Raw genomic sequence first — 13100 nt, 5'->3', positions numbered from 1 at the left:
CAATGTTAACAAATTGCAATGCCTGCTTATGACGAACCTACATTTATCGTAAGCAATAATTTACATGAAAAAGAAACTAAAAATTGTATTAGTACTGATAGCCTTATCGCTAAGCGGCATCATTGTTTTTCAAACCTACTGGAGTATAAACGCCTACCGGGTAAACAAAAAAAACTTTGATGCAAACATTGATGTTGCAATGCAGCATGCGCTCGATAGCTGTAAAAAAGATTACTTTGATTCGATAAGAACGGTTTTAGTAAGGAGACTTTCGGATCATAACGTTGAGATAAAGATTGATACCGTTCGCCTTCAAGATATTCAAAAGCATTTTTTTCAGAATGAGATTATTGATACCGTTTACGGTCAATCAAAGCAAAAACATTCTCACGCGATAGTTGCAAAAGTGACACCGCCAATTAAAGAAAATGATGCCAATGCGCCGCTCAACATCTGGATCTCCAATCGCCACTCCCAATCAAGCAATCCTATTCCCTCAAGCATACCGATATACAACTACTATAAACACAAAGTTGGCAACACAGCTACGGTTCCGCAAGTACTAACTGAAATGGCTTTTTATACTCCCGAAGTAGCATCTTACATCATTACCATACTAAGTACTGGCGATATTCCGGTATTGCCACCTGCATCATCAAAAAAGCAGGATACCAAGCCATTACCTTATGATTCCATTTTTAAAAACGCCACCTTTTCAATGCCGACTAGTTATCGGCAAGCCTCCGTTCTGAAGATCAAAAAATACTATACTGCCGAACTTAAAAAAATGCACATCTATAGTCCGTTCAATATAGCTGTAACAAATACCCCAACCCAGCCGCAAAGCCCAACGTCAAGTTATAGCGAAACCACTGAGTATAATTATAGATACAATGCCTTTCTTCTTTTTAATCAGCATAATTTCGAGCCATTATTTTTCAGAGCTACTTTTCATCAGGCGCAATCTATTGTTATTAAAGGGATGATGCTCACACTTATTTGTTCGGTGTTGCTCATTCTGTTTACCATTTATTGCTTTTATTATATTGTAAGTATGTTAAAACAGCAAAAACGGCTTGCGGAGTTAAAAGACGATTTCATCAACAATATGACTCATGAATTTAAAACCCCTATTGCCACTATAACCGTAGCCATTGAAGGCCTGCAGAAATTTAACGTATCGAATGATCCCGATAAAACCCAACGCTACCTGCAAACATCACGTAGCGAGCTTAACCGTTTAAACGAACTGGTTACTAAAGTTCTTAACGTAGCAGCTTTTGAAAACAATGAAATATCATTAATAAAAGAAAAAATCGAAATTGATACGTTAATTAATGAGGTGATAACTTCTGAAAAACTGAAAGCAGGTAAAGAGGTTTCGATAACTTATACCAATAAAACCGGTATTAAGCATGTTAATGCCGATTTACTTCATTTAAGAAATGTGATCACAAACCTTATTGACAATGCAATTAAATATTCAAACGAACCGGCCAGCGTTTATATAAATCTCCAGTCAAATGCCAATAAAGTACAGCTATCTGTCACAGACAAGGGTATTGGTATACCAGCATCACATATCAACCATATTTTTGATAAATTTCATCGTGTACCTACCGGTAACCTGCATAATGTAAAAGGCACTGGGCTTGGATTAAGTTACGTTAAGTATATTGTAGAGGCTCATAAAGGCACGATCACGGTAAAAAGTGATATTAATACCGGTACAGAATTTACCGTCACCCTACCACAAAATAATGAATAAGATCCGCGTATTATTAGCTGAGGACGAATTGGCGCTTGCGCATATTGTACGCGAAAGCCTTGAAGAAAGCAACATTGAAGTAATACTATGCGCCAATGGTGAACAGGCGCTGCAAAAGTATCAAAGCTCAAAACCCGATATTATGGCGCTTGACGTGATGATGCCCAAAATGGATGGTTTTCAAGTAGCTAAAAAAATTCGTGAAACAGACAAGCTAACGCCTATTATATTTTTGACCGCCCGCTCGCAGCCTAAAGATGTTGTAGCCGGCTTTGAGTTTGGTGCTAATGATTATTTAAAGAAGCCTTTTAGTGTGGAGGAGCTAATCATCAGGATAAAAGTACTTTTAAGCAGCAACCGTTTACTTGATACGCCGAAGCAAAAGCCTGAAAATGAAAACTACCAGATAGGGAGCATCAATTTTACGCCGCTTAAAAATACGGTGCGTCAGGGCATTAACACATGGCAGTTAACCAACCGGGAAAGTGATATCCTGAAACTGCTCTGCAAAAATCAGCATGAAATAATACCCAGAAAATTGTTGCTTGATGAGTTATGGGGCGACGACAGTTTTTTTAACGCGCGCAGCCTCGATGTATTTATTAACAAACTGCGCGGCCACCTAAAAGCCGATCCTAATGTACAAATCATCACCATTCGTACGGTGGGCTATAGGTTGGTTTGGTAGGTCACAGATCATTCCATCCAAAACACAAACGCCTCCGATTTCCATCGGAGGCGTTTTTATTAGTTATAGTTTGTTTTATAATTACCAGCTGTAACGTACACCAAATTGCATTTGCCAGCGTGAAGCAAACAAATCAACTGAATATGGTACACCAGGATTGGTGAAATTGTAAGTTGGGTATGAGGTCACATTACCATCTTTAACAAATGTAGGGCCGCCAGCTGCGCCTGGTAATTTGCTAACAGGTGTTAAGCCAACACTTGCCGAAGAGTTGAATGTATTTGCTGAGAAATAATATTGGCCCCAACTTTTGTTCAATAAATTGGTAAGGTTGATGATGTCATAAGTAAATGTGATCATCTGTTTGTGTTTACCATTACCAAATTTAAAGTCTTGAGTAAAGCGGAAGTCTAATTGATTATTCCAAGGTGTAAAGGCAGCATTACGCTCAGTAAACTGACCACGACGTGAGCTTAAATACTTATCGTTATCGATAAATGCGTCAAATGCAGCTACCTGTTGAGCAGCAGTTTGTACTACCACACCGTTTTTCACCTGATCAACTATAAACTTAGAAGTTTCGCCCCTGTTAGGGATGTAAGCCAGGCTCAATTGCTGACCTGTTCCATCTGTAGCATTTGGATAGGTATCATAAGTGTATGGGTTACCGCTTTGTGCGCTAAAGAAGAAGGTGAAGTTAGCAGTATAGTTGTGTCCGGCATCCCAATCATGTTTGAAGTTCACATTTGACACAATACGGTGACGGATATCAAAGTTTGAATTGGCTAAACCCGGGTTGTTAGGATTTAAGGCCTGGTTTAACTGCCAGTTAGACTCCATTGAGTTACGGATACCATTGGTAACATCTTTTGAATGACCATAGGTATAGGCAACTGAGAAGTTTAATGCACTCTGCTGATCAAACTGGGTGAATTTTGCTACCTGTACAGTGGCGCTGTAACGGTAACCTTCGCTTGTGTTTGATAACAAATAAGCATTGGTATATTTTGAGTTGATTCCCTTGTTAATAAATATAGGCTGCTGGTGCTGAGTATCATAAGGATAATAAGTTACGCTATCCTTGGTATTTACCTGCTGAAATTTCAAGTCATGAATAACTTTAGTATAAATACCTTCAGCAGTAAATTTCCACTGGTTATCAGTAGTATAATCAACAGCTAAACTGCTTCTCCATACCTGTGGCATTTTGAAGTTGTTATCAATCATATCTACCTGGGTAGCACCGGTTGCACTAGTATTAACGCCACCTTGTTGATTAACGAAATTTAAACCACCATTAGATGGCGCTTGTACAGGGTTAGTACCGGCTGTAAACGGACCTGCAGATGATTTTTTATCATAAGCGCCATAAGTAGCACCGTTGTTATAAAACGCATAACCAAACCATGCAAACGGAACACGACCAGTAAAGAAGCCGCTACCGCCACGCAAAATAACACTTTGATCACCATTTGCATCATAGTTAAATGATACACGTGGGTTCCACTCTATATTACCCAGGTAATTTTGTTTGATATCTTTAGGTTTGGTGTAAGTGTAGGTAGTACCATAGTTTGGATCAACCGGAGCGTTGGTTGTTTTATCACTCAATGGCTGTTTGTTTGGTACACCAGCATAATCAGCACGTAAAGCTACTGTCAATTTGAAATTATCAGTTAACTGAATATCATCCTGACCATATAAGCTCAACAGGTTAACTTTAAACTGAGCTGAAGGGTGCGCTAAGATATAATCGCGTGTGTTATCAGTATAGTTAAAGTTGGCACGTACACGTGCTGGAGCATTATTAATAAAATCTTCAATGCTGTTATACGCAATACGACCATTCCACGCGTTCACAAAGTTATAAGTGATGTTATAAAACTCATTGTGCGTACCAAATGTAAACGTATGCTTTCCTTTTGTCCAGGTCAAGTTATCAGTAAACTCAGCTGTCTTCTGGTGCATATCAAATATAGCAGCCTCGCGGTCGGTACCCATGAATATAGTTGTACCAGGAGTACGGCCGGTGATCTCGATTTGCGGTAAAGCAGGGTTTGAGTTAGGATCGCGATAATCATGTACCGCAGAATATCCTAATACCAAACTATTGCTCAGGTTACCTGAAAATCTTGATTTTAACTCAGCAACAGTTGAGGTTGAGTTGTTATGTGAAGTGTAGTCAATACCGCTGAAACGGAAGTTTTGCTGATCGCGCTCTAAGTTAGTAGCTTTTGAGCTAATGGTATTGTTACGGATAGTCAATTGGTTGTGATCATCAATATTCCAATCCAAACGGTTAAAGTATTTGTTTGAGTTAGAGAAGATGGTAGTATTGTTATAAGTACCCGGATCGATACCGCCTGTAAATGATTTAAATGCAGCAACCAATTTATCACCATCAGCCTGGCTTAAGATATTAGAAGCACCATTATGATCTAAACCACGGATAACGGGATCCTGTCTGCGGGCAATTTCCTCATTGGTAAAGAAGAATAATTTGTTTTTAATGATAGGGAAACCTAAACGGATACCACTTTGGTAATCATGAAAATCGCTAAGTTTTGAACCATCACCACCTAACGCAGCTTTAGCATTGTTAGCACCAACCATGAACGAGCCACGGCCGTAACCGTAAACCGCACCACTAAAATCATTTGTACCGCTACGGGTTACAGCGTTGATACTACCACCTAATACGTTACCGATTTTGATATCGTAAGGAGCAACATAAACCTGGATATCCTGGATAGCGTCAAGTGATATAGGGCTTGTACGGGTACTGCTACCTACCTGACCAGAAGCGTTGTTTTGACCACCTAATGATGGGCTGAAACCGATCGCATCGTTGTTGATAGCACCGTCAAGCGTTACGTTGTTATAACGGTAGTTGGTACCTTGAAATGAGTTATTATTACTTTGAGGGGTATTTCTGGTTAAATCCTGTAAGCTGCGGTTAATTGAAGGAGCAGTGCGGATCTGGTTTTGACCGATACGGGTACTTGCACCTGTTTTTGCCGGACCAGCAGAAGCTTTTACTTTAACTTCTTGCAAGGTTGTAGTTTCGTCCTGCAATACAAAGTTTAAAGTGGCGTTGCCTAATTGAAGGGTAAGATCGCTTTTTTCGTCTTTTTTGTAACCGATAAAAGTAGCAGTTACAGTGTAAGGACCACCCGGGTTAATGTTGTTAACCGAGAAACGGCCTTCGGCATTGGTTTGTGCACCATACCTGGTACCCGTACTGGTATTAAGTACAGAAATGGTTACACCCGGAAGCGTAGCACCTTTCTGATCTGTAACTTTACCAACAAGTACCGAGGTGGTGATCTGAGCGTTTGCAACGCCCCCAACCCCAATAATTATTAGTGTTAAAATAATAAAGTAAAGCTTTTTCATTTGTGAGTTTTTATTGCACAAAATTGCCCTACCAATGTTAAGTTTACATTAACATCAGATTATTATATTAACAACTGCTTAATGATTTCTTTTTTACTTAACATTACCCACACACCTCAACACTACAAACAACTGATTATCAAATAAATAAAAATTAACTACCTATCAGGATGTTAATTTTTCATCTATCATATATGGAAGATAAATTACATAGCCATGTAGTTTCGCGCTAAAATATTGTCGTGATTATATGATATTTTTTACTAATGACAATCAGCACTTTAACAAAGACTTAATATATTAACCGTTAAAATCAATTTTTGATTCTCAGTTTATTAAGCAATTGATTTAGCAGGTATGCAGGCGCAATAGCTAATGATTTTATATCCATATAAGTTTTAGGATTTTTCCCTTCCCTTGTTTCCCCAATCCTCAAAACAGCGAGCGACGGAACAAAAATCATCACGCAAATGAGATACATTGGCAGTCCTCCCGCTTGCTGCCATGCTACAAGCTCCATTATACCGTAACTAAATCCTAACAAAATAAATAAGATAAAGTACGAAATAATTGGCGACAGCTTTAAATAGTAATAAATAGCAATAGCTATAATAAATGAAGCCCAGTTAAAATATCCATTATAAACACCTAAAAAGCCTAAATGTGGAAAAGGGATAGCCCAGATCAATCCGAAGAGGCTAAACGCCAAAGTTGGGATGCAGATATAATGTATGATCCGGTTAACCCTATCCTGATGAGATTTTTCATATTCCCTGAAATAACGATCAACAGGGCGTTCATCGGTATTTGCAGTTGGGTTTACTGTTCCTTTCTGTTTGTTATTTGCAGCCACGCTGTAAAAATAAAAAACCCTTTCAGTTTTACACCGAAAGGGTTTTGTTTAATTTCATAATGATTACTTGGCAAATGCTACCGAACGGGTTTCCCTGATAACGGTAACTTTAATCTGACCAGGGTAAGTCATCTCTGTCTGGATCCTGTTTGAGATATCAGCAGCCAAAACTTCTGATTGCGCATCGCTGATCTTTTCGCTTTCAACAACAACACGCAATTCGCGGCCCGCTTGTATTGCAAATGTTTTTTCAACACCAGGATATGACAATGCAAGCTCTTCCAGCTCTTTCAAACGTTTGATATAGCTTTCAACAACCTCGCGGCGTGCACCCGGACGGGCACCTGAAATAGCATCACAGGCCTGAATTATTGGCGATAACATTGAGGTCATCTCAATTTCGTCGTGGTGGGCACCAATGGCGTTACAAACTTCCGGATGTTCTTTATATTTTTCGGCCAGCTGCATACCCAAAATAGCGTGTGGCAACTCCGGGTTATCATCAGGCACTTTGCCAATATCATGCAGTAAGCCGGCGCGTTTAGCCATCTTAACATTTAAGCCAAGCTCGGCAGCCATAGTAGCGCAGAAATTAGCAACCTCGCGCGAGTGCTGCAACAGGTTTTGCCCGTATGATGAACGGTAACGCATACGGCCAACCATACGGATCAGTTCTGGATGTAAACCATGAATACCAAGGTCGATCACGGTACGTTCACCAATCTCAACAATTTCTTCTTCAATTTGCTTTTTGGTTTTGGCAACCACCTCTTCGATACGTGCCGGGTGGATACGGCCATCGGTAACTAAACGGTGCATAGCCAAACGGGCAATCTCGCGCCTTACCGGGTCAAAGCCTGAAAGAATGATAGCCTCTGGGGTATCATCAACAATGATCTCGATACCGGTTGCAGCTTCCAAAGCACGAATGTTACGACCTTCACGACCGATGATACGGCCTTTGATCTCGTCATTTTCGATGTTGAAAATAGATACTGTATTTTCAATTGCACTTTCAGTAGCAGTACGTTGGATAGTTTGGATAACTATTTTCTTAGCTTCTTTGGTAGCAGTAAGCTTGGCCTCGTCAACAATATCCTTTATCTGGATCATCGCTTTTGTGCGGGCTTCTTCACGCAGGGTATCCACCAGCTGGTTTTTAGCATCATCGGCAGATAAACCGGCGATGGTTTCTAATTGCTGAATGTGTTGATTTTTGAGATGTTCAACCTCGTCTTGCTTTTTAACAACTATCTCGGTTTGTTTTTCAAGATTTTTGCGTGTGTTGTCAAGCTCGTTTTCCTTACGGTTAACATTTTCAAGACGCTGATTTAATGATTGCTCTTTTTGCTTAACACTGTTTTCGCGTTGGTTTACCGCATTATTTTTATTGTTAACCTCCTGCTCATGCTCAGCTTTCATTTGTAAAAACTTCTCTTTAGCTTCAAGCAGCTTGTTTTTCTTCAGGATCTCGGCATTGTTTTCAGCATCTTTTAAAATCTTTTTCACTTTATTCTGAGCTGAGGCTTCCTGGTCTTTAAAAAGCTTACGGAGCAGGAAGCGGCCTATCAAAACGCCAACGATGGCGCCTACAAGCAGGCCGATGATAACGTATAGTAATATGTCCATTTTAGGTTTGGTGGTGTTGTATATATGTATGTAAATAAAAAAACCGCAACTAATTTTTAAGTATCATGTATTTAAAACTTCATTTCGGATATTGGGGACCATGGGTTGGTTAACGTTAATCGCAACTAACGCATGCCTCTTGATCCGCTTAATATTGAAGCGTTAAGTTTTTAATAGTGAAACCTAAAATTTAACTGCGGTTAAATCTTAATGTGCTCTTGTATATTATGTAAAGAACGTTTATTACTTCGAAAAAAATTCGGTCAACAAATGATCTAAATGATAAACTTTTTCTGTTACCTCTGTATCCTCAACGGTAACTTTCTTTTCAGCCTTCAATGATGATGTTGCGTAATGCAGCACACACATTGAAAGTAAATCCTGCTTATCCCTAACCGCATAATTTTCTTGATATTCCTTTATCCGGTCGTTGATCAGCTTAGCCGCCCTGCGTATTATTTCTTCTTCCTCCATGTTCACCTTTAAGGGGTAAACGCGGTCAGCAATATTTATTTTTATTGAGATTTCTCCCATTTGAGCTTTTCACTTTTTGTACTATTTTTTCAATAATACAATACACTTATCTATTTCCTGCACAAAGTCGTTAATTTTTTGCTTAATGTCAACACTTTTTTCATTTGTTTCAGAAAAAGACTTGGCAACTTTAACAACTTTTAATTTTTCTTCCAGTTCTTTTGTCTTGCCCTTACTGGCATTAAGGGCTACTGTAAGCGCCTCGCTCTCCAGTTTTAAAAGGTCATTTTCCTCCTGCAAAGCAGCGCACAGTTCAATCAGGCGCTCGGTTTTATCTACAATTTTATTTAACTGCTCTGCTAATGAGGCCATGTTTTTGGTTAATGGTTGATTAAGTTGATTGAGTGAATGGTTTATCAGAAAACAACCTAATCAACCACTCACCCAATCAACCATTCACTATTATTTTCTTATCTCCGCTCCGGCTTCTTTTCCTAAATTATAAATTAATTTCTGCATAATAGAATCAATCGCCTTATCCGTTAATGTTTTTTCGATGTCCTGGATGATAAAACTTAAAGCGTATGATTTTTTACCTGCAGGTAATTTATCGCCCTGGTAAACGTCAAATACATCAACTTCCTTCAGCAATTTACGCTCGGTGCGCAGGGCAATTTGTTTTAATTGCCCAAATGACACGCTTTGATCTATCAGCATAGAAAGGTCGCGCCTTACAGCCGGGAATTTTGAAACTTCCTGATAAACGATCTTATTTTTACGGATGGCAGCCAATACAAGGTCGAAATTGAAATCGGCATAAAATACCTCTTTATCAACGTCGGCCTTTTTTAGTGAAGCACCTGCAACCGAGCCAAATTTTACCAATTGTTTACCGTTAAGCATGTATTGAATGCCAAACGACATTTTTTTGCAGGTTGCATCTTCAACAGTGAAGTTACTGATGCTCAGACGCTGCAAAATGCCATCTACCACGGCCTTGATATTATAGAATGATACCGGCTTCGATTTTTGGTTCCATTGTTCACCGGCATTAGCCCCTGTAATGAAAATGCTGAAACGCTGCGTCTCGATGTATTTATCATCCTTAAGGCTGTACACCTTACCAAACTCATAAAATTTCAGATCCGAGCTACGGCGGTTCTGATTATAAGCGATAGCTTCCAAACCAGAGTATAGCAATGTTTGGCGCATTATATCCAAATCACTGCTTAAAGGGTTCAGGATTTTAACAGCCGTATCCAGGTTATCTGAATAAGCAGATTTTGTAAGCGAGTTGGCCAGGATCTCGTTAAAACCATTCGCGCTCAATAAATCAGATAACTGGTTTTGAACTGTATCTTTTTCCGGGCGGGTGGAGTTATTTAACGACGCCCTGATCTGTGTAGGGATCTCAATGTTGTTATAACCGTAAATTCTCAGGATCTCTTCAACCACATCCACATCGCGGGTTACATCCACACGATATGGCGGCACTTGTAACGATAATGAATCCGCAGTTTCATTCACTATCTTAATATCAAGCGCCGTGATGATGCCTTTGATCTCATCATTACCAATCTTTTTACCAATCAGTTTATCAATGGTGTTATAGGTGATCTCTACAGCAAACGGCGCAACCGGAGCAGGGTAGTGATCAGAAATTTCTGACGATACCTCACCGCCAGCCACCTGCTGAATCAACAAGGCAGCCCGCTTCAACGCAAAAACTGTCATATCCGGATCAGTACCACGTTCAAACCTGAATGAGGCATCGGTTTTTAAACCATGCCTTTTTGAAGTTTTACGCACTGATACCGGGTTGAAATAAGCACTCTCCAGGAAAATATTTTTGGTTGATTCCTTAACACCCGATTTTGCGCCGCCAAAAACACCTGCTATACACATAGGTTCTTCAGCGTTACCAATCATCAGGTCATCGGCAGATAATTTTCTGTCAACCTCATCAAGTGTTTTGAACACTGTGCCTTCAGCATAGTTTTTTACCAATACCTCATTGCCGGTTATTTCATCCGCATCAAAAGCATGTAAGGGCTGACCAAGCTCATGCAACACATAGTTGGTAATATCCACAATGTTATTGATAGCACGGATGCCGATAACAGCTAAACGCTCCTTTAACCATTGCGGTGACTCTTTAACCACAACACCGCTGATAGTTAAACCAGAGTAACGCGGCGAAGCCTGCTCGTTCTCTACTACCACCTTAATGGTACGGCTGGTATTATCAACTTTAAATGCACTTACATCTGGCTTGTGGATACCTATCTTCAGAAAAGCGGCAATATCCCTTGCAGTACCTAAATGCGAAGCCGCATCAGCACGGTTAGGGGTCAAGCCAATCTCGTACATGTAATCGTCATTCAGCTTAAAGTATTCTTTGGCCGGAGTACCTACAGGCGCATCCTCAGGCAATACCATAATACCGGCATGGCTGGTTCCTAAACCTATCTCATCTTCGGCACAGATCATCCCGTGAGATTCTTCGCCCCTGATCTTTGATTTTTTGATAGCAAAAGGTTCACCGCTGGTTGGGTAAACGGTTGAGCCAACCACAGCAACCACTACTTTTTGTCCGGCAGCTACGTTAGCAGCACCGCAAACAATTTGCAGGTCTTCCCCGCCGCCCACGTCAACTTTGGTAACATGCAGGTGATCAGAATTGGCATGGTCAACACATTCCTTTACGTAACCAATCACCAGGCCTTCCAGTCCGCCGGGAACAGCCTGCACTTTCTCCAGACTTTCAACCTCCAAACCGGTGCCGGTGAGGATGATTGAAATTTCCTGGGGCGTTTTATCAGTATCAATAAATTCTTTAAGCCAGTTATAAGATATTTTCATTAGTCCGAAATGATAATCGGCAAAGATATAAAGATTTCGGATGTGAGGTTGGCAGATGTGCAGATTTCAGATGTGCAGATGACAAATTATTGCATATAAAATTATCAAAAATCTGGATTCGGAATTTGAATAATTCATTTGCACATCTGAAATCTGCACATCCACACATCAAAATCACATCATCCCTTCATCGGCCAAACTGAAATAACCTCCATCGGTAATGATCAAATGGTCAAACACACCTATATCCAGCATCCTGCCTGCGGCGCTTATTTTTTTGGTAAGTTGAATGTCTTCGTTACTGGGTTTCAGATTGCCGGATGGATGGTTGTGGACAAGGATCAAGCCACTGGCCTGGTATTGCAGGGCCGAGTAAAAGATGATCTTAGGGTCGCATACCGTAGCCGATAAACCACCCTTGCTAATAAGCTCTTTTCCTAATACTTTATTGGAACGCCCTAACAATATAATCCAAAACTCTTCGTGGTTCAGATCCATCAGGTGCCTGCGCATCACGTTGTAGCCGTCCCTGCTTGATGTGATCATCTCAATGGCGCCCGACTCAGATTCATTACGGCGGCGACCAATTTCAAGCGCGGCAATAATAGATATGGCTTTAGCCTCCCCTATCCCTTTAAATTTGGACAGTTCGGCTATTGAAGCCTTGCCAAGCTTGTTCAGATCATTATCATAGTGATACAGAATGCGCTTACTCAGCTCAACCGCAGTTTCGGTACGGCTGCCTGAGCCAATCAGTATCGCTATCAATTCGGCATCGGTAAGGGCACGGCGACCCTGTCCGCTTAGCTTTTCGCGCGGGCGATCTTCCTCGGCCCATGATTTAATGCTGATCTTGCTTTCGTAGTTTTCCACGGCATTAAAGTATGAAAAAGCACCAAACAAAAAAAGGGATAGCGTTTGCACACTACCCCTTTGGTATACTTTAAAAGCTAAATTAGCTTAAGCCGTTAACAAATTTAGTAAGCTTTGATTTATTGTTCGAAGCTTTGTTTTTGTGAATAACGTTCTTTTTAGCTAAACGATCAAGCATAGAAATTACTTTACTCAACAATGCAGTTGCATCAGCTTTGGTAGTAGTGTTTCTTAATTTTTTAATAGCGTTCCTGGTTGTTTTAGCCTGGTACCTGTTACGCAGACGCTTCGCAGCGTTTGCCCTGATTCTTTTTAATGATGATTTATGATTTGCCATCTCGTATAGCTTGTTATTCTTTTCTACTTATTTTAAGGACTGCAAATATAGGGCGATTAAATTTAATATGCAAGTTGTTTTTTGATTTAAATTTCAATGCAATTGAATTGATAATGTGTAGGATTACGTGCAGCCTTACAACCTGTGCACCATACTATTTAATAACCTGTTAACTTACTATTCACAAAGTGTTCATACAACACAATGATTTTTGCAGCGT

General features: G+C 40.2%; 10 protein-coding genes. 2 read left to right on the top strand and 8 right to left on the bottom strand.

Going from position 1 to position 13100, the window contains the following annotated elements; genetic code table 11:
- Nucleotides 1–64: 64 nt before the first annotated feature.
- Both BMX50_RS21530 and BMX50_RS21525 read left to right on the top strand, forming a co-directional pair.
- The gene (locus BMX50_RS21530; RefSeq protein ID WP_091213516.1) at nucleotides 65–1768 is read left to right on the top strand and encodes a sensor histidine kinase; all 1704 of its coding nucleotides are present in this window, start codon (nucleotides 65–67) and stop codon (nucleotides 1766–1768) included.
- Nucleotides 1761–2456: a response regulator transcription factor gene (locus BMX50_RS21525; protein WP_091213513.1), complete on the top strand. Its 696-nt coding sequence runs from the start codon at nucleotides 1761–1763 to the stop codon at nucleotides 2454–2456. Before BMX50_RS21530 ends, BMX50_RS21525 begins: the two co-directional genes overlap by 8 nt.
- An 81-nt stretch (nucleotides 2457–2537) precedes the next feature.
- On the opposite strand, the gene BMX50_RS21520 is transcribed toward BMX50_RS21525, so the two are convergent.
- From BMX50_RS21520 to rpsT, 8 genes are all read right to left on the bottom strand, one after another.
- Nucleotides 2538–5852: a TonB-dependent receptor gene (locus BMX50_RS21520; protein WP_091213511.1), complete on the bottom strand. Its 3315-nt coding sequence runs from the start codon at nucleotides 5850–5852 to the stop codon at nucleotides 2538–2540.
- A gap of 313 nt (nucleotides 5853–6165) precedes the next feature.
- Entirely contained in the window at nucleotides 6166–6705 is a 540-nt protein-coding gene (locus tag BMX50_RS21515; protein WP_091213507.1) for an Mpo1 family 2-hydroxy fatty acid dioxygenase, read from the bottom strand.
- 63 nt (nucleotides 6706–6768) lie between these two features.
- Nucleotides 6769–8334 carry a ribonuclease Y gene (gene rny, locus BMX50_RS21510; RefSeq protein ID WP_091213504.1) on the bottom strand — a complete coding sequence of 522 codons (1566 nt, stop codon included), beginning with the start codon at nucleotides 8332–8334 and terminating at the stop codon, nucleotides 6769–6771.
- 243 nt (nucleotides 8335–8577) lie between these two features.
- Nucleotides 8578–8868, bottom strand: a complete 291-nt coding sequence (locus tag BMX50_RS21505) for a cell division protein ZapA (RefSeq protein ID WP_090529762.1) — start codon at nucleotides 8866–8868, stop codon at nucleotides 8578–8580.
- A 21-nt stretch (nucleotides 8869–8889) separates the two neighbouring features.
- Nucleotides 8890–9180, bottom strand: coding sequence for a hypothetical protein (locus tag BMX50_RS21500; protein WP_091213498.1), 291 nt, complete (start codon nucleotides 9178–9180; stop codon nucleotides 8890–8892).
- A gap of 90 nt (nucleotides 9181–9270) precedes the next feature.
- Entirely contained in the window at nucleotides 9271–11670 is a 2400-nt protein-coding gene (gene pheT / locus BMX50_RS21495; protein WP_091213495.1) for a phenylalanine--tRNA ligase subunit beta, read from the bottom strand.
- A 174-nt stretch (nucleotides 11671–11844) separates the two neighbouring features.
- On the bottom strand, nucleotides 11845–12543 hold the full coding sequence (radC, locus tag BMX50_RS21490; protein ID WP_091213817.1) for a RadC family protein: 699 nt from the start codon (nucleotides 12541–12543) through the stop codon (nucleotides 11845–11847).
- A gap of 82 nt (nucleotides 12544–12625) precedes the next feature.
- On the bottom strand, nucleotides 12626–12880 hold the full coding sequence (gene rpsT, locus BMX50_RS21485) for a 30S ribosomal protein S20 (protein ID WP_091213491.1): 255 nt from the start codon (nucleotides 12878–12880) through the stop codon (nucleotides 12626–12628).
- Nucleotides 12881–13100: the final 220 nt, after the last annotated feature.

The sequence above is a fragment of the Mucilaginibacter gossypiicola genome (assembly GCF_900110105.1).
In the GTDB taxonomy this organism is placed as follows: Bacteria; Bacteroidota; Bacteroidia; order Sphingobacteriales; family Sphingobacteriaceae; genus Mucilaginibacter; species Mucilaginibacter gossypiicola.
The sequence above is the reverse complement of the archived record's forward strand: the minus strand, read 5'-3'. Positions and strand labels throughout refer to the sequence as shown.

Coding starts and splice junctions, on each gene's coding strand:
- BMX50_RS21525 (WP_091213513.1), top strand. CDS start 1,761: ATGAATAAGATCCGCGTATTATTAGCTGAGGACGAATTGGCGCTTGCG.
- BMX50_RS21530 (WP_091213516.1), top strand. CDS start 65: ATGAAAAAGAAACTAAAAATTGTATTAGTACTGATAGCCTTATCGCTA.
- rny (WP_091213504.1), bottom strand. CDS start 8,334: ATGGACATATTACTATACGTTATCATCGGCCTGCTTGTAGGCGCCATC.
- BMX50_RS21505 (WP_090529762.1), bottom strand. CDS start 8,868: ATGGGAGAAATCTCAATAAAAATAAATATTGCTGACCGCGTTTACCCC.
- BMX50_RS21500 (WP_091213498.1), bottom strand. CDS start 9,180: ATGGCCTCATTAGCAGAGCAGTTAAATAAAATTGTAGATAAAACCGAG.
- BMX50_RS21520 (WP_091213511.1), bottom strand. CDS start 5,852: ATGAAAAAGCTTTACTTTATTATTTTAACACTAATAATTATTGGGGTT.
- pheT (WP_091213495.1), bottom strand. CDS start 11,670: ATGAAAATATCTTATAACTGGCTTAAAGAATTTATTGATACTGATAAA.
- rpsT (WP_091213491.1), bottom strand. CDS start 12,880: ATGGCAAATCATAAATCATCATTAAAAAGAATCAGGGCAAACGCTGCG.